This window comes from Hymenobacter setariae (assembly GCF_007713685.1).
GTDB classification, from domain to species: domain Bacteria; phylum Bacteroidota; class Bacteroidia; order Cytophagales; family Hymenobacteraceae; genus Hymenobacter; species Hymenobacter setariae.
The window spans coordinates 54,988-78,428 of record NZ_VMRJ01000004.1; the positions used below are offsets into that span (position 1 = coordinate 54,988).

At 58.8% G+C, this 23,441-nt stretch carries 17 protein-coding genes; 7 read left to right on the forward strand and 10 right to left on the reverse strand.

The genetic code is table 11. The features are described 5' to 3' along the window. Positions 1-13 precede the first annotated feature (13 nt). The 4 genes from FNT36_RS15135 to FNT36_RS15150 all read left to right on the forward strand — a co-directional run bounded on the left by FNT36_RS15135 (position 14) and on the right by FNT36_RS15150 (position 3,655). A complete protein-coding gene (locus FNT36_RS15135; protein ID WP_198989212.1) occupies positions 14-505 on the forward strand; it encodes a c-type cytochrome in 492 nt (163 codons plus the stop codon). Positions 506-610: 105 nt separating this feature from the next. Beyond that, positions 611-1,873 carry a nucleoside permease gene (locus tag FNT36_RS15140; protein WP_144849427.1) on the forward strand — a complete coding sequence of 421 codons (1,263 nt, stop codon included), beginning with the start codon at positions 611-613 and terminating at the stop codon, positions 1,871-1,873. An 18-nt stretch (positions 1,874-1,891) separates the two neighbouring features. After that, complete coding sequence (locus FNT36_RS15145; RefSeq protein WP_144849429.1) at positions 1,892-2,785, forward strand: hydroxypyruvate isomerase family protein; 894 nt, start codon at positions 1,892-1,894, stop codon at positions 2,783-2,785. 96 nt (positions 2,786-2,881) lie between these two features. Then, complete coding sequence (locus tag FNT36_RS15150) at positions 2,882-3,655, forward strand: 3-keto-disaccharide hydrolase (RefSeq protein ID WP_144849431.1); 774 nt, start codon at positions 2,882-2,884, stop codon at positions 3,653-3,655. A 92-nt stretch (positions 3,656-3,747) separates the two neighbouring features. On the opposite strand, the gene FNT36_RS15155 is transcribed toward FNT36_RS15150, so the two are convergent. From FNT36_RS15155 to FNT36_RS15180, 6 genes are all read right to left on the reverse strand, one after another. Beyond that, the gene (locus tag FNT36_RS15155) at positions 3,748-5,310 is read right to left on the reverse strand and encodes a RagB/SusD family nutrient uptake outer membrane protein (RefSeq protein WP_144849433.1); all 1,563 of its coding nucleotides are present in this window, start codon (positions 5,308-5,310) and stop codon (positions 3,748-3,750) included. A 24-nt stretch (positions 5,311-5,334) separates the two neighbouring features. Then, complete coding sequence (locus FNT36_RS15160) at positions 5,335-8,385, reverse strand: SusC/RagA family TonB-linked outer membrane protein (RefSeq protein WP_144849434.1); 3,051 nt, start codon at positions 8,383-8,385, stop codon at positions 5,335-5,337. 290 nt (positions 8,386-8,675) lie between these two features. Then, the gene (locus FNT36_RS15165) at positions 8,676-10,454 is read right to left on the reverse strand and encodes a glycoside hydrolase family 13 protein (RefSeq protein ID WP_233635949.1); all 1,779 of its coding nucleotides are present in this window, start codon (positions 10,452-10,454) and stop codon (positions 8,676-8,678) included. Between the two features lie 18 nt (positions 10,455-10,472). Then, complete coding sequence (locus FNT36_RS15170; protein WP_233635950.1) at positions 10,473-11,354, reverse strand: carbohydrate kinase family protein; 882 nt, start codon at positions 11,352-11,354, stop codon at positions 10,473-10,475. Positions 11,355-11,482: 128 nt separating this feature from the next. Continuing rightward, complete coding sequence (locus FNT36_RS15175; RefSeq protein WP_144849436.1) at positions 11,483-12,805, reverse strand: sugar porter family MFS transporter; 1,323 nt, start codon at positions 12,803-12,805, stop codon at positions 11,483-11,485. A gap of 210 nt (positions 12,806-13,015) precedes the next feature. Beyond that, a complete protein-coding gene (locus FNT36_RS15180; protein WP_144849438.1) occupies positions 13,016-15,766 on the reverse strand; it encodes a substrate-binding domain-containing protein in 2,751 nt (916 codons plus the stop codon). Between the two features lie 268 nt (positions 15,767-16,034). Between FNT36_RS15180 and FNT36_RS15185 the strand changes: the two genes are divergently transcribed. Then, on the forward strand, positions 16,035-18,104 hold the full coding sequence (locus FNT36_RS15185) for a glycoside hydrolase family 65 protein (protein ID WP_144849440.1): 2,070 nt from the start codon (positions 16,035-16,037) through the stop codon (positions 18,102-18,104). A 124-nt stretch (positions 18,105-18,228) separates the two neighbouring features. Here the strand turns inward: FNT36_RS15185 and FNT36_RS15190 are convergent, their stop codons facing one another. Continuing rightward, positions 18,229-20,394 (reverse strand): alpha-ketoacid dehydrogenase subunit alpha/beta, encoded by a 2,166-nt coding sequence (locus FNT36_RS15190; RefSeq protein WP_144849442.1) that lies wholly within the window; start codon positions 20,392-20,394, stop codon positions 18,229-18,231. 134 nt (positions 20,395-20,528) lie between these two features. On the opposite strand from FNT36_RS15190, the gene hemF reads away from it, so the two are divergent. Both hemF and FNT36_RS15200 read left to right on the forward strand, forming a co-directional pair. Then, positions 20,529-21,464: an oxygen-dependent coproporphyrinogen oxidase gene (hemF, locus tag FNT36_RS15195; protein WP_394348948.1), complete on the forward strand. Its 936-nt coding sequence runs from the start codon at positions 20,529-20,531 to the stop codon at positions 21,462-21,464. A gap of 4 nt (positions 21,465-21,468) precedes the next feature. Further along, positions 21,469-22,062, forward strand: a complete 594-nt coding sequence (locus FNT36_RS15200) for a phosphatase PAP2 family protein (RefSeq protein ID WP_144849444.1) — start codon at positions 21,469-21,471, stop codon at positions 22,060-22,062. A gap of 30 nt (positions 22,063-22,092) precedes the next feature. Here FNT36_RS15200 and FNT36_RS15205 read toward each other — a convergent pair whose 3' ends face one another. The 3 genes from FNT36_RS15205 to FNT36_RS15215 form a co-directional block, all read right to left on the reverse strand. Further along, on the reverse strand, positions 22,093-22,287 hold the full coding sequence (locus FNT36_RS15205; protein WP_233635951.1) for a hypothetical protein: 195 nt from the start codon (positions 22,285-22,287) through the stop codon (positions 22,093-22,095). A gap of 79 nt (positions 22,288-22,366) precedes the next feature. Further along, on the reverse strand, positions 22,367-22,570 hold the full coding sequence (locus tag FNT36_RS15210) for a hypothetical protein (RefSeq protein WP_144849448.1): 204 nt from the start codon (positions 22,568-22,570) through the stop codon (positions 22,367-22,369). A gap of 66 nt (positions 22,571-22,636) precedes the next feature. Next, positions 22,637-23,254 (reverse strand): riboflavin synthase, encoded by a 618-nt coding sequence (locus tag FNT36_RS15215; RefSeq protein ID WP_144849450.1) that lies wholly within the window; start codon positions 23,252-23,254, stop codon positions 22,637-22,639. Positions 23,255-23,441 lie beyond the last annotated feature (187 nt).

Below are 23,441 nucleotides of genomic sequence, written 5' to 3' on the forward strand. Positions count from 1 at the left end.
GCATTCCCCCGTTATGAAAAAAGTATTGCTACTAGTAGGTTGCCTTGCCGGGCTGGCCGCCTGCACCTCTACTCCTGAAAAAAAGGAGATGACCGCCACCGAGCGCGCCAATAGCCAAGACGACCCCGAGGCTAAGGCTACCCCGCTAAACCAGGATAGCGCAGCAAACGTGAAGCTGGCAGCCGTGGCCCACCAGCCACAGGTTGATACCAACTCTTCTAAGATTGGCACCTCGCCCGTGGGCAAGCCAGCCGGCAAGGGCGCACAATTGGTAGCCGCTTCCGACTGCGGCAGCTGCCACCGCGAGGGTGAGAAGCTCATTGGCCCAGCCTACCGCGACGTAGCCAAGAAATACCCCGAAACCCCGGCTAACATTGCGATGCTGAGCCAGCACATCATCAATGGTGGCGCGGGCCACTGGGGCGATATTGCCATGACCCCGCACCCCGGCTTGTCGGAAAGCGATGCCAAAGAAATGGTGCGCTACGTACTGAGCCTCAAATAAGTAATTGATAATTAGGAATCAGAAATTAGGACTGGCGGCTCTCTCCCTACTCCTAGTTTCTGATTCTTAGTTTTTAATTTTTTAATTAAAAATTCTTCCCCACCCATGTCTACTGCTATTCGGATTAAGCTGTCCTTGATGATGTTCCTAGAGTTTTTCATCTGGGGCGCGTGGTTTGTAACCCTCGGAACGTACTTGTTGCACAACCTGAACGCGTCGGGCACGCAGGTGGGGGTAGCTTTTCTAACGCAGTCTATCGGAGCCATCGTGGCACCGTTTATCGTGGGGCTGATTGCTGACCGATACTTCTCGGCTCAAAAAATCTTGGGGGTGCTGCATCTGGCGGGCGCACTGCTGCTGTGGCGCGCCTCGTCGGCGCCCGACTTCAATAGCTTCTACCCCAATATCTTGACCTACATGGTGCTGTATATGCCCACGTTGGCGCTGGTTAACTCCATCGCCTTCCGGCAAATGCAGAACCCGCAGAAAGAGTTTGCCCAGGTGCGGGTGCTCGGCACGCTGGGTTGGATAGTAGCAGGCCTCACCATTGGCTGGCTCAACTGGGAGCAAACCAACAGCTTGCAAGCTACTTTCCTGATGGCGGCTGGTGCTGCCGCGCTCCTAGGGGTGTTCAGCTTCACGCTGCCCGCCACGCCGCCCGTTAAGAGCGGGCAGTCGAGCTCGATAGGCGACCTGCTGGGTCTGGAGGCTATTGGCCTACTAAAGAATCGCTCTTACCTTATTTTCTTCCTGGCCTCTATCGCCATCTGCATTCCGCTGGCCTTCTATTACGGCTTCACCAACCCCTTCCTCAACGAAGTGGGTATGAAAGGTGCCGCTGCTATCCAGAGCATGGGCCAGGTCTCGGAGCTGCTATTTATGCTAGCCATTCCGCTGTTTTTCAGCAAGCTGGGTGTAAAGAAAATGCTGGCCATCGGTATGGGGGCTTGGGTACTGCGCTACATCTTTTTTGCTTACGGCAACGGCGACAGCAACTACTGGATGCTCATTGCGGGCATTGTGCTGCACGGCGTGTGCTACGACTTCTTCTTCGTAACCGGCCAGATTTATACCGACAACCTAGCCGGCGAGCGCTTCAAAAGCTCGGCCCAGGGCTTTATCACGCTGGCTACCTACGGGGTGGGCATGCTCATCGGCACGCTGCTGTCGGGCGATATTTTTGATAAATACACCCTAGGCAGCGACTCCCACGACTGGCGCATGATTTGGCTGATTCCGGCCGGCATCGCGGCGGTAGTGTTGGTACTCTTCTTGCTATTCTTCCGCGAGCGGAGTGGGGCCGTGGCCACCAACTCGACCGAAGCCCCGGTAGCCTACGGCGAGACTTCTGCTGTCGCGCCCGGCTAGTCGTTACTTGTTCATCATATGAAAAACCTGAATCGCCGGACGGCCCTCAAGGGCTTGCTCACAACTACTGCTACCCTAGGTGCGCTGGGCACAACCAGCGCCTACTCCATGGAAACTGCCCAAACTGCCGAGGCGGAGGCTACGCCAATGCTCAACAACATCAAGCAATCGGTGTGCCGCTGGTGCTTTCAAGACCTGTCGCTCGACGACCTGTGCGTGAAGGCCAAAGAAATGGGCATTAAAGGCATCGATTTGGTAGGGCCAAATGATTGGGCTACGCTTAAGAAGCACGGCCTCGACTCGCCCATGTGCAACGGCGCCGAAATCAACCTCACCGATGGCTTCAACGACCCGCGCTTTCATGCCCAGCTGCACAAGCAGTATTCGGCTATGATTCCGAAGGTGGCTGCGGCTGGCTATACCAACCTGATTTGCTTTAGCGGTAGCCGCCGCGGCATGACGGACGAGGTGGGCCTGACCAACGCCGTGAAAGGCTTGCAGCCGATGGTAGAGCTGGCGGCCAAGCACAAAGTAGTGCTGGTGATGGAGCTGCTAAACAGCAAAATTGACCACCACGATTACCAGGCCGACCGCACCAGCTGGGGTGTGGCCTTGGCCAAGCGCCTAGGGTCCGAGCACTTCAAGCTGCTCTACGATATCTACCACATGCAGATTGACGAGGGCGATGTCATCCGCAATATCATCGACAACCACGCCTACATCGCGCACTACCACACGGCCGGCGTACCCGGCCGCCACGAGCTCGATGACAACCAGGAGCTGAACTACCCCGCCATCATGCGGGCCATCAAGGCCACTGGCTTTCAGGGCTATGTAGCCCAAGAATTCATACCTAAGCAAACCGACAAGCTGGCGTCGCTGCGGCAGGCCGTGCGCCTTTGCGACGTGTAAGCGGTTAGGCACCACCTAGGACGAACTACCTCTCAGCCTGGGCCGGGCACTGTGCTGGGTCCAGGCTTTTTCCTTACTCCCCCATTCAGTAGCCTTATGAAACATCTCTTTCTTCCTGCCGCGCTGCTAGTCAGTGTCGCAGCCTACGCGCAAGGCAAACCCGAGGACACCGAAGTGTACGAGCCGGTGCCCAAAGTAGTAGCCGCCACCCCCAACCTGGCCCCACCGCCCGCCGATGCCATTGTGCTGTTCAACGGCAAGGACCTCAGCCAATGGGTAATGACCGAAGACCGCAACACGCCTGCCAAGTGGAAGGTAGGCGGCGGGATGTTTACGGTAGATAAAACCACCGGCAACATCGAAACCAAGCAATCCTTCACCAACTACCAGCTGCACCTAGAGTGGCGTGTACCGGCCAACATCACTGGCACGGGGCAGGCCCGCGGCAACAGCGGCCTTTTCCTGGCTTCGCTGGGCAAAGGAGACCTAGGGTACGAGCTACAGATTCTGGACTCGTACAACAACAAGACTTACGTAAATGGCATGGCGGGCAGCATTTACAAGCAGCGCGTGCCGCTGGCTAACCCCTGCCGCAAGCCCGGCGAGTGGCAGAGCTACGACGTAATTTGGCTGGCCCCCACCTTCAAGGCCGATGGCACAGTGGCCACGCCAGCCCGCGTTACGGTCATCTTCAACGGCATCGTGGTGCAAAACAACGTTGAACTGGCTGGCCCCACGCAGTACATTGGCCCGGCTGCCTACCGGCAGGCCCACGGCGCCTCGCCCATCAAGCTGCAGTCGCACGGCGACAAGAGCGAGCCTAATAGCTTCCGCAACATCTGGATACGCGAGCTGGAGGCCCGTCCCTAGGTTCTCATTCTGATTACTTAGGTACTTAGGTCAACAAAAAGCCCGCCTGCTACTGTAGCAGGCGGGCTTTTTGTTGTGACTATGACCTTAGCTTAATAGCCCGGGTTCTGAGTCAGGTTGGGGTTTACCGCCAACTGCTGATTCGGAATGGGGAAGATGAGGTACTTCGGGTCGCTGCTCGTGGGACCTTGCTCAATCGGCCCTAGGTAGGTGCCGAAGCGCACCATGTCCTGGCGGCGCCAGTTTTCTAGGTAGAGCTCGCGGCCGCGCTCGGCGTAAAGCGTGGGCAGGTCCACGTTGGCCAGAGCGCCAGCATTACGCGACGAGTGGGTGCGGATAGAGTTAACCAGCGCCGTGGGTGTATTGCCAAAGGAGCCGGCCGAGGTAGCCGTGCCGCCGCGCAGGATAGCTTCGGCTTTCATCAGCAATACATCAGTAAGGCGGAAGTGCACCATATCATTATCAATCGCGCTAGCCGAGTTGTTCGTGAAATCAGGCGGATACTTCATGGGGCGAATACCGGTAACCTCTAGGTTAGAGCCTGTTTCGATGATGCTCACCGCGCTGGTGAAAGCCAGCGGCGCGCCACTGCGGTCGGTGAGGGCAGCGTCGGTTTGTAAGTTATACTGCTGCCCAATGAGGAAGCCCACGTTTTGCCGGTTGCCGGGGTTAGCCGGGCCATTGGTGTAGCGGTACACCGTGCCACGCCGGATGTCATTTGCTCCGAACGTGTTGTAGAACGAAGGCAACGCGCACGGCCCGTTGTAGCCGCTGGGTACCATGTTGTAATGCGAAATAAAGCGCCAGAGGTCGTACTGCGCACCACTGCTCACGCCACCAACATTGAGCTCCGTAAAAATATTTTCGGTGCCGATATTCGTATTGTCAGGGGCAAAGTTGTCGAAGTAATTATTTGCCAACCGGTAGCGCCCGGTGTTAATAATTTGGTCGGCCAGGGTAATTACCTGGTTCATGTCAGTTGCCGCAAACGTAGGCGCCTGGCGGTTGGCATATACCCCCTTGTTGAGGTAGCACTTCATGAGCAGGCAACGGGCGGCATCCTTATTAGCGCGATACACTGGGGCATCGGGCAGGCTATTAATAACAGCCGTGACCTCGCTGATAACATAGTTCAGCGCATCGGTACCCTTACGCACTCGCGCGTTGTTCGAAACACCTTCTCCTGGGTCGCGATAGGGCACTTGGTCATAAAGGTCCAGTGTCCAATAGATAACAAAGGCGCGCAAAAACCGGGCTTCGGCCTGCTGCTGCGCGCTAGCCCCAAACTCAGGCCGAAGCATGTCGGTAGCCGCAAAAATTACGCCGCCTAGGTTAGCAAAAGCATCCCGCACTTGGGCATGGTTAGCATCCCACGTGTGCAAGTGCAACTGACGCCACACACCGTTGTCGTCCCAGTCGCCAGCCCGGGTGGGCATCAGGCGCTCATCAGTGGTGACTTCTGAGAGGGCAAAAACCTGAGTGGCACCTTGAAAGGGGCTACGCATGGCGTTATACACCCCATCAAGCAGGGTAGCAACATTACTACTGCTCAGCTGATTAGGCGAAACAGCTGCCTGAAATTCTTCGTCTATCTTGCAGCTATCAACTAAAGGAAGCAAGGCTAACAGGGCCGCCGCACCGAGTATCTTTTTCATATTAATAAGCAACTATGGGTGGGATTACAGAGAGAAATTGATGCCGAATGTGAAGGTGCGAGCTGTGGGGAAGCCCGTGTAGTCTATGCCCGCCGAAGGCACTACCCCAAAAGCCTTATTGGTATTCACTTCGGGGTCGAAACCGCGGTACTTAGTGATGACAAACAAGTTTTGTCCGATGGCGTAAATGCTAGCCCCTTTAAACGCTTTGCCTAGGTCGCCAAGCGCATAGGAGAGCGTCACGTTGGCGAGCTTCACGAAGCTGCCGCTTTCTAAGTAGCGTGTAGAGGGCGTTACAGCATTGGAAAGCGACTCCTTTATGCCCGATTGGTACTCGGCCAGCGCAATGTTTTTCCCCGAGCGAATCTGGCTTACGTTGAGCACACTGTTGAAAGTGTTGTTGTAAATCTGATTGCCAAATACACCGTTGAAGTTAGTTGTCAACGAAAGCTTAGCATAGCGGACAGTGGCGCTTAGGCCCGCAGTAGCAGTGGGGTTAGGCTTGCCTGCGTAGCCAGCGGGACCGAAATCGTTGTATAGACCAGTACTGGGATTTAGGCCAGGGTCTTGACGCAGGATGAAACTGTTGAGCGGCTGGCCGTTCTGGATAGTTTCAATCGTTACCCCCGACAGGCCTTGCCCGCTGAGTGTGCCAGTCTGTATGATTTGAGTAGCTGGCAAACCCGACACCTCGTTTTTGATGAATGTAACGTTGGCATTGAAGTTAAGTCCAACCTTTTCATTATCAATTGCATTAACGCCCAATTGAAGCTCTACGCCCTTGTTGACGATAAGCGCATCGCTCAGGTTATTCCAGATAACACTGCTACCACCTGGCGCTGCTGGGAATCCCGGAATGTTAGGGTACAGCAAATCGGTAGTACGCTTGTTAAAGTAGTCAGCCGTCAAGGTTAAGCGATTGTTGAACAGCGCAACGTCGATACCCGCATTGTACTGCTGGTCGGCCTGCCATTTCAGGTCGTCGTTGCGATTGGTGAGCTGGCCTGTGCCCTGCCCACCCGCCAAGAACACAAACTGGTCGCGCGAGGAGCCTGCCGGAAACTCCTGGTTACCGGTGCGGCCATAGCCCACCCGCAGCTTCAATTGGTTGAGCGATGCAAACTTATCTTTCAAAAAGCCCTCCTGGCTGATATCCCAGGCTGCTGATAGCGAGGGGAAATAGCCGTAGCGATAGTTGGCGCCAAACTTAGTGCTGCCATCGCGACGCAACGTGGCTGTCAGCAAGTAGCGGTCCTTATAGTTAAGAATAGCGCGGCCCAGGAACGACTGCAACTCAGTAACAGGGTCGGCAAACGATGAGATGTTTCGTCCCGAAGGATTCGAGAATTGCAGGTAATTGGTATAATCCAACCCATACGTACCGAAGCCAATCGGCGTACCGTTGGCCGATACCGGCCCCCGCCCGCTGATATTAGTGCCTGCGTAATTGAACTTGGTATACTCGTAGCCCAATACCGCGTTCAGGTTAAAATCTGCGCCCAGCTTCTTATTAAAATTGAGCGTATGGGTCATCTGCTGAGTTTGTAGCTCAGTAGTGCCGACGGCAGCATACCCCACCTGCTGGTAATCCGAAATATTGAGGCGCTGGTCGAACGACGTACGACGAATACCGGTGCTGTAATTAATAGCCAGCAAGGCACGGTACTCCAACCAGTCGGTGAACTTATAGTAGGGTGAAATGGAGGCTAGGGCCGTGCTTACACGTGCGTTATCGTTGGTGTACTGCGACATGGCCACCGGATTGATAACCGAGCTACCTAGACGCGACACAGGCTGCCCGTTAGCGCTGTAGAGCGAGTCGGTAGGGTTCCACTGCAAGGCCTGCCCGATGAGGCTGCCCCGGAAGTCACCATTGTTGGTGATGGGAGCCAGCTGTTCGCGCGTCTGGCTAGCTGTGATGTTTACATCAACTCCTAAACGCTTGCTTTCCAGAAACTTCAGGTTAGTTGCCAGGTTAGCACTAAACTTTTGGAAGCCTGACTTTTTAACAATACCCTTCTGGTCGAGGTAACCGAGCGAGAGGCGATAGCGGCCATTGTCGCCGCCGCCGCTCAGGGCGGCGTTGTAGTTTTGAATGGCGCCGGTTTGCAGAATGGCACCTAGAGCGTCGTTACTAAGCCCTCTGTCGTTGCTGGCTGGCGCTCCGTAGTAAGTTAGCGCTTGGCGGTACTGGTCGGCATTGAGCACCTTGATACGGCGCATGATATTGGAAAAACCACCCGACACACCAATATCCAGCCGGGGGTCACCCACTTTACCGCGCTTGGTAGTAATAAGAACTACACCATACGCCGCCCGCGAGCCATAAATAGCCGTAGCGGAGGCGTCCTTAAGCACCGTCAGCGACTCGATATCGGCTGGGTTTAAGAAGTTCAGAGGATTGCTGTCGGGGCTATCGCCAAAAGCGGTGCTCGAGCCTGGACGAGCCGAGCGGCCGTCGAGCGGTACCCCATCGACTACGTAGAGTGGCTGGCCAGTACCCGTAACGGCCGAGTTACCGCGGATTTTGATAGTCGAGGCGCCACCGGGCTGACCGCTATTCTGAGTTAGCTGCACCCCCGAGGTTCGGCCCTGCAAGAGCTGGTCAGGCGATGTGAAGGTGCCCTTGTTAAAATCCTTGGTACCTAGCGTACTGATAGCCCCGGTTAAGTCTTCCTTGCGGGCGGTACCGTAGCCCACTACTACTACGTCACCGAGCGCCTGGGCATCGTCCTTGAGCGTTACGCTTACTGCATCCTTACCTGTTATATCGACCTGCTGCGTGGCGTAACCCACAAAGGAGAACGACAGTTTGGTGGCATTTGCGGGCACTTGCAGTTGAAAGCCGCCATCTGGGCCGGTGCTGGTGCCGGTGGTGGTGCCGGGCACGAGCACCGTGACGCCGGGCAGGCCAGTGCCAGTGCCGTCGAGCACCTTACCTGTTACCTGGCGGGCAGTTTGCGCATAGCCAGCAATAGGCAGAAAGAGGGACAGCAGCAGCAGTTTACCGCTTAGAATCGGCCGGGGGGCCGGCTGCTCATAAGCATAATTACTTGAGTAACTGGTGTTACGCATGGGTAAAATATGAAAGGGTGGGAAAACAGAAACAACTACAAAGGAGGCCAAACTACCCACAAACGATTTCGGAAAACGTTTCCGGAAATGTGTGCGGCAATGGCTATTCTTGACTTGTTGAGCGTGAGTGCGGTAAAGGTATAGGTCGCAATGCTTTTCCTCGCTACTCCTGGCTAGGAAATACTTGAATTAGGTCGTCTATTTTTTAACTGCCAATCTGGCCAGTAACGATACCTAGGACGCAGGTGGCCTTCACTATTGACGTCGCAAAGTAGCTACATCTAATTAGCTTACTGCAGCTTAACTACCACCGCCTGCCAGGGCTGCAATGCTAGCTGGCTATCCATTTTTAGCGTTGGGTAGTTGTTGAGCCAAGAGGCACTAGTTGGTTTCAGGCCGTTAGGCAGGCTCCAGGTGCGCGCAGCAGATGAAAAATTGAGTACCACCAGCACTTTCTCAGCCCCTAGGGTGCGGGTGTAGGCGTAAATATGGGGGTTAGCTGCGTCGAGCAGCTGGTACTGCCCGTGCACCAGTACCGGGTGGTCTTTACGTAGCGCAATGGCCTGGCGAAAGTGATTTAATACCGAGCTAGAATCCTTCTCTTCGGCCGCTTGGTTGATGGCTACGTAGTTGGGGTTGACCTTTAGCCAGGGCGTACCGGTGGTGAAGCCCGCATTGGCGGTGGCATCCCACTGGAAAGGCGTGCGGCTGTTGTCGCGTGAGAAGCGGGCTAGCAAATGGAAGAACGCTGCTTGGTCGCCGCCCTGCTGCTTGAGCAGCTGGTAAGCATTGCGGGCGGCCACATCGCGGTAGTCGGCAATACCGTTGAAGGTGCTGTTGGTCATGCCCAGTTCATCACCGTTGTAGCAGTAGGGCGTGCCGCGCATGGTGAGCAGGAAGGTATTGAGCAGCTTGGCCGAAGCGGCGCGGAAAGCCGGGCGGTCGTCGCCAAACTTGCTCACCATGCGGGGCTGGTCGTGGTTGCCTAAGTCAATGGCTTGCCAGCCTTTCTGGGCAAAGGCGCTGTCCCAGTGCGTGAACACGCGCTTGAGGTCGGTGAGCTTGTAAGTGTCAGCGTCGCTGCCCACGCCGGTGCCTTCGAAGGTATACGTCATATCGAGCTCCTTGCGGGCGGGGTCCACGAAGAGCATGGCTTCGGTGGTGTTGCGGCCCGCGCCTTCGGCCACGCTCATCACGTTGTACTTGCTCAGCACCTCCTGGTTTATCTCTTTTAGGTAGTCGTGAAGGCGGGGACCGTGGTTGTAGGCATTGGTAAACGTGGCCTGTGTGACGCCGGGTATGGGCGGAAAGCTGGGGTCCTTAGCTACAAATTGGAAGGCATCCATGCGAAAGCCGTCGATGCCCTTATCGAGCCAGAAGCGCATAATATTATGCACTTCTTGTCGCAGCTTGGGATTATTCCAGTTCAGGTCGGGCTGCTTTTTAGAGAAGTAGTGCAGGTAGTAGCTCTTGGTGGGCGCGTCGTACTGCCAGGCGTCGTGCTTTACGTCGAAGGTGCTGAAGCGGGCCGGCGGCGTGCCTTTTTCGGCGGGCCACCAGTAATAATAGTCCCGGTAGGGGCTGGTGCGCGAGGCCCGCGCCGATTTAAACCAGGCGTGCTCGTCGCTGCTGTGGTTCACCACCAGGTCCATCACCAGCTTGATGCCGCGTGCATGCATGCCTTTGAGCAGCGCGTCGAAGTCTGCCATGGTGCCAAATTCCGGCATTATCTCGCGGTAGTCGCTGATGTCGTAGCCATTATCATCGTTAGGTGAGGCGTAGATGGGGTTCAGCCATACGGTACCCACGCCGATGCTTTTGAGGTAGTCGAGGCGTCGGACAATTCCTTTTAAGTCCCCTACCCCGTCGCCGTTGCTGTCCTGAAAGCTGCGTGGGTAGAGCTGGTACACCACCGTTTCCTTCCACCAGCCCGGCTTTTTGTCGAGCATAGCGGTGCTAGCGGGCTTGTTAGCCGCAGCCGGAGAATTGGCGCTTTCGGTTTTTGAAGTTTGGTTGCAGGCCGTCGTCAGGGCCATCAGTCCACCTAGCATCGCGTACTTATTCTTCATTACCTAGGGCAGTATAATCTATTGATGAACAGCCAGGAGTGCTTCGACCTGCGGCAACGATACGGCTGGGGTAGCGCCTTGGTAAGTGGCTACCAGCGAGCCCGCTGCGCAGGCAAAAGCCAGGCACTCGGCCGGCGCCTGGTCGGCCAGCCAGCCCTTGAGCAGCGCGGCCAAAAAGGCATCGCCGCTGCCAATAGTATCCTGCACGGTTACGCTGGGGCTGGCGCTATGGTAGAGCTGCTGCCCGGTCCAGAGCACGGCCCCATCGGCGCCCTTGGTCACGCACACGGCTTGCAGCTGAAAGTGCTCGGCTAGCCAGCGCAGGGCCGTTTCTTCGGCGGGGCTGCCCCCAAACCACCCCATGATTTCGGTCAGCTCGTGGTGGTTCATCTTCACGAGGTTGGCCTGGCGCAGCAGGTAAGTCACCACATCGCGCGAATAGTGCGGGGCGCGCAGGTTTACATCAAACACCTTGAAGGGCGCAGCGGGCAGCAGCCGATACAGCGTTTCGCGGGTGGTGGGGCTGCGGGCGGCTAGGCTGCCAAACACAAAGGCATCGGTGGCCTCTACCAGCGCACCTAGGGCGGGCTCGTACTGGATATAGTCCCAAGCTACGGGCTGTACTATTTTGTAAACAACCTCGTTGCGGTCGCCTACATTGGCCTCGACCACACCAGTCGGGTGGGTTTCGCCGCGCTGCACGTAGTGGGTGCTCAGGCCTTTGCCTTCCACAAACGCTACTAGCTGGGTCCCTAGGTCGTCGTGGCCCACGCGACTGATAAGCTGCGACACGAGCCCAAACTGGTGCAGGTGCACGGCCACATTGAGGGGCGCGCCGCCGGGCTGAGGGCCGCTGGGCAGCACATCCCACAGCATTTCTCCGAAGCAGGCAATAGGCATGAGGGGGTGGGAGTATGTAGTAAGGGTGAGGAGTAAGTCGCTGTCATTGCGAGCGCAGCGAAGCAATCGCACCTGTTAAGCTCGTCCTAATGGGCTTGCTTCGCGGCGCTCGCAATAACAACTGGTAGTTAGTGCATGACCAGCGTGCGCTCTACGCCTTCCAGGCTGGTGCCCTTGGTTTCGGGCATGAAGCGCCACACGAAAATCAATTGGAGCACCATCATGCCGCAGAAGATGGCGAAGGTGTGGCCGCCGCCGAGCTTATCGGCAAAGGCGGGGAAAGTGAAGGCGATGACCGTGGCCATGACCCAGTGCGTGGAGCTACCTAGGGCCTGCCCCTTGGCCCGCACCGCGTTGGGGAAAATCTCGGAGATGAAGACCCAGATAACGGCGCCCTGCGAGAAGGCGAAAAAGGCGATGTAGCCAAACAGCAGCCCCGGTACCAGCAGCGTACCAAACTGCTGCGTGTAGAAGGCCCGCGCCACCAGCCCTAGGGTAATGATGAGCCCAACTGAGCCCACAAACATGAGCGTGCGCCGCCCAAACCGGTCGATAACGTTGACGCCCAATAATGTAAAGATGAAATTGACCAGCCCGATGCCCGCCGACGACAGCAGCGCCGCCTCCTGGCCCTTGCCCGTCATTTCGAAGATGCGCGGGGCGTAGTAGATGATGGCGTTGATGCCCGACACCTGGTTGAAGAAGGCGAAGGCCACCGCTAGCAGTACCGGGGTGCGGTACTGCGGGCTCCAGAGCGACTCGCTTTGCTCGGCGGCGTGCGCTTGGCTGGCCAGGATGGCGGCCACGTCGTCGTCTACAGTATCGGGGTTGACGATGCGCAGCACCTCGCGGCCCTCCTCTACGCGGCCGTGCAGCAGCAGCCAGCGCGGGCTTTCGGGCACCCGGAATAAGAAGAGCAGAAACGCGATGGAAGGTACCGCCTGCACGCCTAGCATCAGGCGCCACGAGTTTTCGCCGACGCCAGCCAGCAGGTAGTTGGAGAGGTAGGCGACCAGAATGCCAAAGACAATGTTGAACTGGAACAAGCCCACTAGCTTGCCCCGTGACTTGGCGGGCGAAATCTCGGAAATGTAGAGCGGCGCCGTTACCGACGAAGCCCCTACCCCTAGGCCACCTAGGAAGCGGAATACCAGAAACGGCACCCAGCTCGGGGCCAGCGCCGCGCCCACCGCCGACACCAGGTAGAGCACCGCAATCCAGCGCAGCGTTTGGCGCCGACCTAGGCGGTCGCTCGGGATGCCGCCGAATATGGCCCCGAGCACGGTACCAATAAGGGCAATGGAAATGGTGAAACCGTGCTCGACCGCGCTCAGGTGCCAAAGTTGCTGGATGGCTTTTTCGGCGCCCGAGATAACGGCCGTATCAAAGCCGAACAGGAAGCCGCCCAGTGCCGTGACGATAGACCAGAAGAGTACTTTGCGCTGTGACATTGGGTGGGGAGAAGTGCGTATCGGAATCGATTGCAACAAATGTCCAGTGCCGCCGCCCAAGTCGCCGTACTTGATTATCCCAAATGCGTTAAAAATTAGTGCAATTCATTACACAGACACAATCAATTGATTTTCAGAATAAAATCAAATCCATATAAGACAGGATGCAGGTGCCACATTCATTTTTGATTCAGGCCGTTCAAAATTGAATCAAGTGCGCGCCGAGGTGTGCAAGGTCCGGAACTCAGTAGGCGACACTTGGTACTTAGCCTTGAAGGCGGTGGCGAAATAAGTGGGCGACGAGAAGCCGGTTTGGTAGGCTACCTCGGCCACGGTAGTGCCCGCTTGCAGCAGCAGCTGGCGGGCCTTGGTGAGGCGCAGGCTCTGGAGGTAGTCCGTAACGCCGGTGCCGAGCAGGGCCTTCACCTTACGGTAGAGCTGGGTGCGCGACAGCCCCAGGCGCTGGGCAATGTCATCAACCCCGAGGCCCGGCTCATCGAGGTGGGCCTCCATGATGGCGGTGAGGTCGGCCAGGAACTTCTGGTCGCCGCGCTGGGGCACCACCGTAGCGGTGTCCACGCTGAGCTGGCGGCGGAAGTGCTCGCGGAGTTGGTCGCGGTTGCGCAGCAGCGTGCGCAGGCTTTCGAGCAGGAAGGTGGGGTTGAAAGGCTTGGTGAGGTAGAGGTCAGCGCCCGCCTGCACGCCGGCCACCTGCTGCTCGGGCGCATTTCGGGCCGTGAGCAGCACCAACGGAATGTGTGAGGTGCGCCAATCGCCCTTAAGCTGGGTCACTACTTCCAATCCGCTCAGCTCGGGCAGGTTCACATCGCACACAATCACGTCGGGTAGGGTTTCGGCGGCCAGGCGCAGGCCTGCGGCGCCATCGGCCGCCGTACTCACCTGGAAGTGGGGTCGCAGCTTTTGCTCCAGAAACTGGCGCAGCTCGTCGTTGTCTTCAATGATGAGGGCCGTGACGTCGGTAGCGGCGAGCGCCGTTTCGGCCAGTAGCTCGGTGGGCTCGTCGGCCGACGGGTGGTGGTTGCTAGGTCCTACTGGCACGCCGTCGAGGAAGGTGGCCGGGCGGGCCAGCGGCAGCGTCACCTCAAAGGTGCTGCCGTAGCCGAGCTGGCTCTTAAACGACAGCTTGCCCTCATGCAGCCGCGTCAATCCCTCGGCTAGCGCCAGCCCCAGGCCCGAGCTGTTGGCCGAAGGCTGGCTGCCCTGGTAAAACCACTCGAGAATGTGAGCTTGGTCGTCGGCCGCGATGCCCCGGCCGTTGTCTTCTACACTGATACGCACGGTATCAGTGTCGGGCACGCGCTGCACACTTACCGTTATCTGGCCGCCGTCGGGGGTGTATTTAAAAGCGTTGGAGAGCAGGTTGAACAAGACCTTATCCAGGATGTCGCCATCAAACCAGAGCTTGATAACTGGCTCTGCGGGCAAAAACCGGAACGTGATGTTGCGCTGCCGGGCTATTTTCTCGAACACATCCATGATTTCGCGCACGAAGCCGACCAGGTTGCCTTTGGTAGCGCGCACGGCCATTTTGCCCACGTCGATTTTTCGAAAATCAAGCAGTTGATTCACCAACTGCAAGAGGCGCTGGGCGTTGCGGCGCACCAGCGTCAGGTCGTGGCGCTGGGCTGGCGTGAGGTCGGTGGCCGTGGTCAGTAGCTCCTCCACCGGCCCTAGGATGAGGGTGAGCGGCGTGCGCAGCTCGTGCGAGAAGTTGGTGAAAAAGCGCAGCTTGGCCTCGGTCGAGCGGCGGGCTTCCTCGGCCAGCTCGGCAATGCGATTACGCTGCGAGCTTATTTCGGCGTTTTGCCCTTCCAGCACCCGCCGAATGCGGCGGTTGAGGCGCGCCGAGCGCCAGGCCAGCGCCCCCAGCACCACCGCACCCAGCAGGCTGGCCAAGAGCAAATACACGGTGGTAGCTTGGCTGGCATAGCGCTGCTGCTGCTCCAGCAGGCGCCGCTGCTGCTGCTGAATGTCTTGCTGCTGCATCGCCAGCTGCTCGGTTTGGCTGCGCATGGCACCCACGTTGGTCGAGTCTATGACCATCGTACCAAGCAAGTTTTCCTTCTCGTAGGGCAGGTGGCGCAGGATGCGCAGCGCCGTGCGAATGGCCTGCTCGCCGCCGGTGGGGTACAGCAACGTGGCTTGCAAGGCGCCGTCGGCTACCAACTGCAAGCCGTTGCCGGGCCCCGCCAAGCCATCGACCCCGATGATGCGCAGCCGCGACCCTAGGCCGAGCTGCCGGGCTACCTGCTGGGCGGCCTGCGCCATCTGGTCGTTGTGCACGAATAGTAGGTTGGCCTCGGGGTGGGCGCGCAGCACAGCCGGCAGTTGCTGCCGCACCGAGGCCGGGCGCCAATCGCCCTGCATTTGGGCCACCAGCCGTAGCCCTGGGTAGGCCGCCAGTGCCTGCGCAAAGCCCCGGTGGCGCTCGGCGGCCGGCGACGAGCCGGGCGTACCCAGCACTTCTATTACGTTACCCTTCTGGCCGAGCAGCTGCGCCGCGTAGTGGCCGGCGGTGCGGCCCACTTCTAGGTTGTTGCCGCCCACGTAGGCCGTGTACAGGCGCGACGTGGTACGCCGGTCGAGGACGATAACGGGCGTACCCTGGCTATAGGCCGCTTCGGCTAGGTCAGTAAGCGGGCCCGACTGGTTCGGCGAGATGATGAGCAAATCGACGTGCTGACGCAGCAGCTCCTGCACTTGGCGCCGTTGCAAGTCACTGTCATTGTGAGCGTCCAGCATCTGAAACTGAACATTGGGATAGAAGCCTAGCTCCTTCTGCATACCCGCCAGCATGGCCCGGCGCCAGGCATCGCTGGTAGTGCACTGCGAAAAACCAATGCGGTACACGGGCTCTTGCGGAGCGGCGGCGCAGCCCGCCAGCCCAAGCAGCAACCAGGCAAAATGCCTTCTAAAAACGAGTCGGGATACGGTAATCAACGGGGTGGGAAAAGGTAGCAGCCGCGACCTAGGGTGATGCCCGGTCCGCGCCGTACCTATCGAAAGGTGGGCGCTAGCGGCTTATAAACGAGGCTCAAGGTAAGCGCAAAAGCCAGAGTTGGCCGCGGGCCAGGGCCGCCGTTGGCTGGCAGCAGCGCGCTGCCTTATCTTGCTGACCGCTGGGTGCCACTCGCTACCTAGGGCCCGGCTTGTTTTGCCTGCGGGGCTGGCGGCCGTATTGCTACCCCCGCGCCTACCATCTTCTTCTATGTTCCCACCCCTACTCTCCTGCCTCAAAGGGCGCCTTTGCGCTTGGCTACTCGCGCTAGCCGCTCCCCTCCCACTGGCCGCCCAGGCGCAAACGCCCGACCCTTGGCGCATCAGCGCTGACAAAATCGACCCTAGCAACTACTACGGCGTGACGGTGGCCAACGGCATGCTCGGCATTGTGTCGGCGCCAACGCCGTTTCAGGTCAAAAATGTGGTGCTGGCCGGCGCCTACGACCAGTACGGCCGCGGCCGGGTCAGCAACTTCTTGAACAGCTTCAACCTGCTGAACATGTACCTGGAGATAGGTGGCCACCGCCTCAACGCCCAGGATGCGACCAACTTCCGGCAGCAGCTCGACATGCAGCGGGCGTCGCTGACTACGACCTTCGATTATAAGGACCAGGCTACCATTAGCTACACGTATTACGCGCTGCGCCACCTGCCCTACACGGTGCTCATGGACGTGAGCATCACGGCTAAGAAGGACCTAGGTATCACCGCGGCTAGCGTGATGGAGGCACCCGACGCCCTGCGCGACGTGCAGAACTACTACAACGAGATTGACCGGCCGCACGTCACGCTCAGCCTACTCACGTCATCAGCCAAAAGCCCCACTGGCAAGCTGCTGATGTGCGCTAGCAACAGCTTCTTATTCAGCGAGCCGCACGGGCAGGAGCCGCGCATCATTCATGAGATGTGGGACAACAGCATGCACCTCATGAAATTCAGCAAGACGCTGCGCGCCGGCCAAACCTACGCTTACGCCGTGGCGGGCTCCAGCATCACGTCGGCCCACCACCCCGACCCGCTCAACGAGGCCGAGCGCCTCACCATTTTTGCTCGCCTTGAAGGCCGTCAGCGCCTACTCGACTTCCACACCAAGGCCTGGCAGGATTTGTGGCGCAGTGATATCCAGATATCCGGCGATGCGCAGGCCCAGCAAGATGTGCATAGTATGCTGTACCACCTCTACAGCTTTTCGCGGGCCGGTACCGACTATTCGCCCTCGCCGATGGGCCTTTCGGGCCTAGGCTATAATGGCCACGTGTTCTGGGACAGCGACTTGTGGATGTACCCGGCGCTGCTGGTGCTGCACCCCGACATTGCCAAGTCCTTGGTTGAGTACCGCTTTAACCGGCTAGAAATGGCCCGGCGCAATGCCTTTGCCCACGGCTATAAAGGCGCCATGTACCCCTGGGAAAGTGCCGACTCGGGCGTGGAAGAAACGCCTGTGTGGGCCCTGAGCGGCCCGTTTGAGCACCACATTTCGGCCGACGTGGGGCTGGCCGCTTGGCAGTATTACTGCGTGACGCAAGACAAGGAGTGGCTGCGCGAGAAAGGCTGGCCCATTCTCTCAGCTACCGCTGACTTTTGGGCTAGCCGCGTCGAGCGCAACGGCCCTGGTCACTACGACATTAAGAACGTGGTGGCGGCCGATGAGTGGGCCGAAAACGTAGACAACAACGCCTTTACCAACGCCGCCGCCCAGGCCAACCTACAAGCCGCTACCGCCGCTGCCAAAATCCTAGGTCGCCCAGCTAATGCCGACTGGGCCTTGGTCGCCCAAAATATTCCCATCCTAAAAATGGCTGATGGCGTGACCCAAGAGCACGCCACCTACCACGGCGAAGGCATCAAGCAGGGCGACGTGAACCTGCTGGCCTACCCGCTCAAGACCATCACCAACCCAGCCCAAATCAAGAAAGACCTCACCTACTACGAAACCCGCGTGCCCAACGAAGGCACGCCCGCCATGACGCAGGCCATCTTCGCGCTGCTCTACTCCCGGCTCGGCGACGGCGCCAAGGCCCAGCACTTCTTCCAGGATGCCTACACGCCCAACCTGCTACCGCCCTTCCGCGTCATCGCCGAAACCAAGGGCGGCACCAACCCCTACTTCGCCACCGGCGCGGGCGGCGTGCTGCAAGCCGTGCTCATGGGCTTCGGCGGGCTCGACATCACGCCCACGGGCATTGTGCAGCGCCAGAGCACGTTGCCCAGCGGCTGGCAGTCGGTGAAGATTACGGGTGTGGGGCCGCAGCGCAAGACGTATTCGGTAGGGAAGTAACGTCTGATTACCAAACGACTGTCATTACGAGCACAGCCAAGCAATTATACCTGAACAGACCTAGGGCGGAGTCGTTCAGGTATGATTGCTTCGCTGCGCTCGTAATAACAACGCCTTTTGTTAACTAATAAGCCAGTAGCTCACCCAACGCTACCCCAACTTTTTCAGCAGAGGGCAGCATCTGCTTTTCCAACTCCACATTGAGCGGAATGGCCGGCAGGCTGGCGGCGCCTAGGGTACGCACCGGCGCATCAAGGTCGAAGAAGCACTGGCTCTGAATGCGCCCGGCCAGGCTTTCAGCGAAACTGTTAAGCAGCGGTTCTTCGCTCAACACCAATACTTTGCCGTGGCGCCGCACGGCCGCCTGCACGCCCTCCCAGTCGAGCGGGTTGAGGGTGCGCAAATCCAGGATTTCGACTAAGCCAGGATGCTGGCGGCTGGCCGCGCGGGCCCAATGCACGCCCATGCCGTAGGTGATGACCACGCAGGTACCCCCGCGCTGCTGCTGCGCCGCATCGGCCGCTTGGGCCACTGCCGCCTGCCCTAGAGGGATGACGTAGCCCGCGGCGGGCTCAGTGGTTTTGGCGTCTTCGGTGCCGGGCACTTTGCTCCAATACAGGCCTTTGTGCTCTAGCAATACCACCGGATTGGGGTCGAGGAACGATGCCCGTAGCAGGCCTTTCATGTCGGCCGCATTGCTAGGGTACACCACCTTGATGCCCCGAATGGTAAGCAGCGTGCTCTCGACTGACCCCGAGTGGTAAGGACCGCCGCCGCCGTAGGCCCCCACCGGCACCCGAATGAGCGTCGGCACCGGAAATTTACCCATGCTCAGGTAGCAGCTCTTGCTGAGCTCCTCCACCAGCTGGTTGAGCGCCGGCCAGATGTAGTCGGCAAATTGAATCTCGACGATGGGCCGCGCGCCGACAGCCGCCATGCCCGCCGTGCTCCCCACGATATACGCTTCCTGAATGGGCGTATTGAACACGCGGTGGTCGCCGTATTTCTTAGCCAGCAGCGCCGCCTCCCGAAATACGCCGCCAAGCTCGCCCCCCACGTCCTGGCCGTAGAACAGCGCCTCGGGAAACTCGCGTAGAATGTCGTCTACCGCATGCAGCGCGGCATCGACCATAAGCACCTTGGCGGCGCCAGTGGGGGCGCGCTCACCGGTCTCGGCCACCACGGCAGGCGGCGCAAACTCGTGGTCGGCGTAGGTGGCCGGGTCGGGGTCGGGGGCACCTAGGGCCTCGGCCCAGTCTTGGCGCACGGTGGCGCGGGCCTGGGCGGCCAGGGCCGATAGTTCGGCCTCGGCCAGCCCTATGTGCAGCAGGCGGCGGTGCAGCCGGGGCAGCGGGTCCTGAGTCTGGTGTTCGAGCAGGTTATCGCCGCGGTACCACTCGCGGCGCACGCCGCTGGTGTGGTGGCCCAGCAACGGGCACTTAGCGTGTACGAGGGCCGGGCCTTGACGCTGGCGCACGTGGGCAAAGGCTTCCTCCAAGCCTTTGTAAGAAGAAATAAAGTCGGCCCCATCTACGCGCAGACGTAGCAGACCAGGGAAGCCGGCGGCAAACTCGTAGGCATCCATAGCCCGCATTTCGCGCCCGGTGGCCGAGATACCCCAGTCGTTGTCCTGCACCAGGTACACGATGGGCAAGCGGTGCAGCACGGCCATTTGTAGGGCTTCGGCTACTTCACCCTCGGTCATAGCTCCATCACCGATAGAGCACAGCACTAGTGAGTTATCAGACTTCGCAATGGCGAGGTGCTGGGCTAGCTTGTCAGTTGTGGTGGCAGCGGTCGGCGAGCCATTGCCAGCTTTGGCGGCCTCCCACTTCACGCGCTCTAGGTACTGAATGGCCTGTGCCATGCCGGTGGCCGGAATGGCCTGCATGCCCGTGGCCGAGCTTTGGTGCGGAATAACCGGCAAGCCCGGCCGCCGCAGTGAGGGGTGGCTGTAGTAAGTGCGCCCCCCACTAAAGGGGTCGTCTTTTTTGGCTAGCAGCTGCAGCATCAGCTCGTAGGGGCGCAGGCCCATACCTAGCAGCATGGCATCGTCGCGGTAATAAGGCGCGGCGTAGTCGATTTCGGTGAGCAAAAAGGCGGCCGCCAGCTGCACGGCTTCGTGGCCGCGGGCAGTGGCGTGCACGTAGCGCGAGGCCACCGTTTTTTGTTCTTCAAACAGCGCAGCCATCTCGGCGGCGGTGTGCATGAGCAGGTAGGCGCGGCGCAAAAGCGCCAGGGTAGCGGGGGCGGGAAGAGCGAGCGGGGAAACCCCAAAATCGGTAGGCATAGAGGCGGGGTAGATAGGGTACCAAAAGTACGCCTCAGGCTGCGCCCGCACCTAGGCGGGCGTACCTTTGCCGCTTGCGGCGGCGCCCACCTAGGCGCCGCGCCGCGTTGTTTTACTAGGGTTAGTTTGCCAGAATACACGTGTTGACCTCCTCTCCTTCTCGCGCCGACATCACGGCTTGGCTTCAAGATTTTCAACTTCGCCTGTGCCAACAGCTCGAAACGGCCGATGGCGGCGCCCGCTTTGGCCAGGACGACTGGCTGCGGCCCGGCGGCGGTGGCGGCCACTCGCGCGTTCTAGAACACGGCCGCATTTTGGAGAAAGGCGGCGTGGGCTTTTCGGCCGTGGAAGGTGAAATGAGCGAGGCCGCCGCCCGCCAGCTGCATATGCCCGACCCGCATTTCTACGCCACCGGCGTGAGCGTGGTGCTGCACCCGCGCAGCCCTAGGGTGCCCATCATTCACATGAACGTGCGCTACTTCGAGGCCGGCAACGGTGAGGCATGGTTTGGCGGGGGCATCGACCTCACCCCTATTTATGTAGATGAGGCGCAGGCCCGGCGCTTTCACCAGCAGCTAAAAGCCGCCTGCGACAAGCACAACCCCACGTACTACGCCCGCTTTCATAAGTGGGCCGACGACTACTTCTACTTGCCTCACCGCCAAGAAACACGGGGCGTCGGCGGCATTTTTTTCGACCGCCTCACGGTAGGTAAGGATGGTACGGCAGCTGAGCTATTCAGCTTTATGCAGGACGTAGCCGAGGTGTTTGGCCCCTTCTATACCCAGCTCATGCTCGAAAACCACGCTTTACCCTTCGGCGAGCGCGAAGAAGCCTGGCAAACGTTGCGCCGTAACCGCTACGCCGAGTTCAACCTAGCTTTCGACCGCGGCACCCGCTTCGGCCTCGAAACCGGCGGCCGCACCGAAAGCATCTTGATGAGCCTGCCGCCCCGCTGCGGCTGGAGCTACAACCCCGCCCCGCCCGCCCCCGGCTCGCCCGAGGCCACCACCCTAGGGTGGCTGCGCAAAGGCGTGGACTGGGTAGGCACAACCAGTACGAGCGCGTAACGCCATGACAGTCGCGAGCCTAACGCGCACCTTCTTCACAGACCTCGACCACCAGCTGCTGCTGGCCATTAACCACGCGCATACGCCAGCGCTCGACCGGTTCATGATATTCGTATCTGACCGCTACGTGTGGTTTCCGGCCTACGCACTTTTGATTCTCTGGCTGATAGACATTTTTCGGCGGCAGGCGTGGCAACTCTTGCTATTGCTCATTGGGGCAGTAGCCCTAGCCGATAGCATTGCGAGCAAGCTCTTCAAGCCGTTTTTTGCCCGGCTGCGGCCCTGCCACGCGCCCGGCTTGATGGGCCAGTTGCACTTGCCCGATGGTTGCGGCGGGCAGTTTGGCTTCCTGTCATCGCACGCAGCCAACTCGTTTGCGCTGGCCGTGTTTCTGCTGCTGGTGCTGCCGGGCCGCCGTTTTCGCGCCCTTCAAATAGTAGCTTTTCTATGGGCAGGGCTGCTATCATACAGCCGCATGTACCTAGGTGCCCACTATCCTAGCGACGTGCTAGGCGGGGCACTAATTGGTGCGGCGCTAGGGGTAGGTGCCACGTGGATATTTCGTCGTTGGGGTGGCGGTAGTCAAGCCCTTATGTAGTCTGCCAATTGCTTGGCTGTTCGGTATCTATTACTGAGCAGCACTATCTTTTTTGTCTAATTGCGCAAAAAACTTTAAAGCAATCAATAACGGGCTAGCTACCATCAGCAGTGTGCCTACTAAGCGCAGCACAACGAGAATACTGCTCGTTGTATAAGAATAACCGACTACTGCCTCACCCATTATACCACCTATTAATAACGCGAAGCCAGCTACGAAAAGCATAAAAAGCTTAGCGAAAGACGGTAGCCAGTTCATAGCGACAGATTTTAGGGTAGGCAAGCAATAATACTACGAGCACCTCTTACTTCCCCGGCTTGCGGTTGCCTGTGTGGCCGTCGCCGTGGTCGCCCTGACCGGGCTTGCTGGTTTTCTTGGCGTTGTGCTTGTCGTCGCGCGAGAGCGAATGATTCAAGTCAACAGAGCTTTCGATTTTACCATCCTTATCGCGACGTATGTAGCGTTTGTCACCGGGATTGGGCTCGATTAATTCGCGTTTGCTGGACATAAAAATAGGTAGGCTACCAGGATGTAACTGGCCACCTACCTACTCTACGCGCAAATTACCAATATGTTAGCTACCAGTACTAGCTAAAACGCCTTGAGCAGCTAACAACTTGGCTACGTACTTGCCCACAATGTCAAACTCCAGGTTTACCACCTCGCCTACTTGCAGTTGGTGAAAGCCCGTGTGCTCATAGGTATAAGGAATGATGGCTACCGAGAAAGCATCGGGCTCGCTGTCGAAACACGTGAGGCTCACGCCATTGATAGTTATTGAGCCTTTCTCTACTGTGAGGCGTTGCGGGCCGGGCTCGTGGCGGAAGCGGTAGAGCCAAGAGCCATTTTGGTCTTCCACAAGCACGCACTCGGCGGTGGCATCTACGTGGCCTTGCACAATGTGCCCATCAAAGCGCCCGCCCGCGGCCAGGCAGCGCTCTAGGTTGATGTGGCGGCCGGGCTGCCACTGCCCTAGGTTAGTTTTACGTAGCGTTTCGGCAATGGCCGTGACGGTGTGCGTGCCTGCCGCCACATCGAGAGCTACCACTGTGAGGCACACGCCATCGTGGGCCACGCTCTGGTCTATTTTCAACTCGCTCGCAAAAGGCGACTGTACTGTAAAGTGGCGGTTGGCCCCTTCATCGGCCACGCCTACTACGGTGCCTAGAGCTTCAATTATTCCTGTAAACATGAATCGCAGATGATAGCGGATTTAACGGATTGTGCAAATGTGCCTGCATCTGGCAGGCTGGTCTGCTCGGCATAGAGCAGGTATTAGACCTAATTAGATGTCATACCTACTAAGTGCCAAACACCCCACAAAGCCCGAAAGTTAACATTCTGTTCAGAGAGCAACTAGCTGCTCCAAGTAAGCCCCA